This is a genomic window from Microbacterium petrolearium (assembly GCF_054782875.1).
Map to the genome: position 1 here is coordinate 1 of NZ_BAAGRQ010000086.1, position 567 is coordinate 567.

The 567-nt window shown below is 69.3% G+C and carries 1 protein-coding gene; it reads left to right on the forward strand.

Features of this window, described 5'->3' with window-relative positions:
- Positions 1–567: transposase family protein (locus ACYVJ0_RS13745; protein ID WP_460818418.1), on the forward strand; the 567-nt coding region annotated here is incomplete at both ends.

Here is a 567-nt window from a genome sequence, read left to right on the forward strand (position 1 = left end):
GCATGAGGCGATCGACGTGATTGCTGACCAGGCACCCACGCTCGCGCAGGCCTTGGAGCGTGGCAGGGCCCAGGACTGGGCGTTCGTCGCTCTGGACGGCACGCTGATCGCGACGACGAAGGTCGCTGCCCGCGGTGCTGGGGCGGCGGACCTGTGGTGGTCGGGCAAGCATGCTCAGCACGGCGGGAATCTCCAAGTCCTGGCCGGACCGGGCGGGTATCCCGAGTGGGTCAGCCCGGTCGAGCCCGGCACCGTGAACGACATCGTCGCGGCCCGTGCTCACGCCCTGCCGTTTCTCTACCCCGCCGCAGCCGGCGGGCTGCCCACGCTGACCGACAAAGGATACGAGGGAGCCGGGATCGGCATCATCGTGCCGTTCAAAGGCGCCAACCTGAACGCGGACGCGGTCAGCCGCAACGCCACGATCAACGCGCTACGCGCACCAGCCGAGCGAGCCAACGCTCTGCTCAAGGCCACCTGGCCCGCCCTGCGCCGCATCACACTGGATCCCTGGCGCATCACCGAGATCGCCGCAGCTGCACTCGTCCTGCTCCACCTTCAACGCCC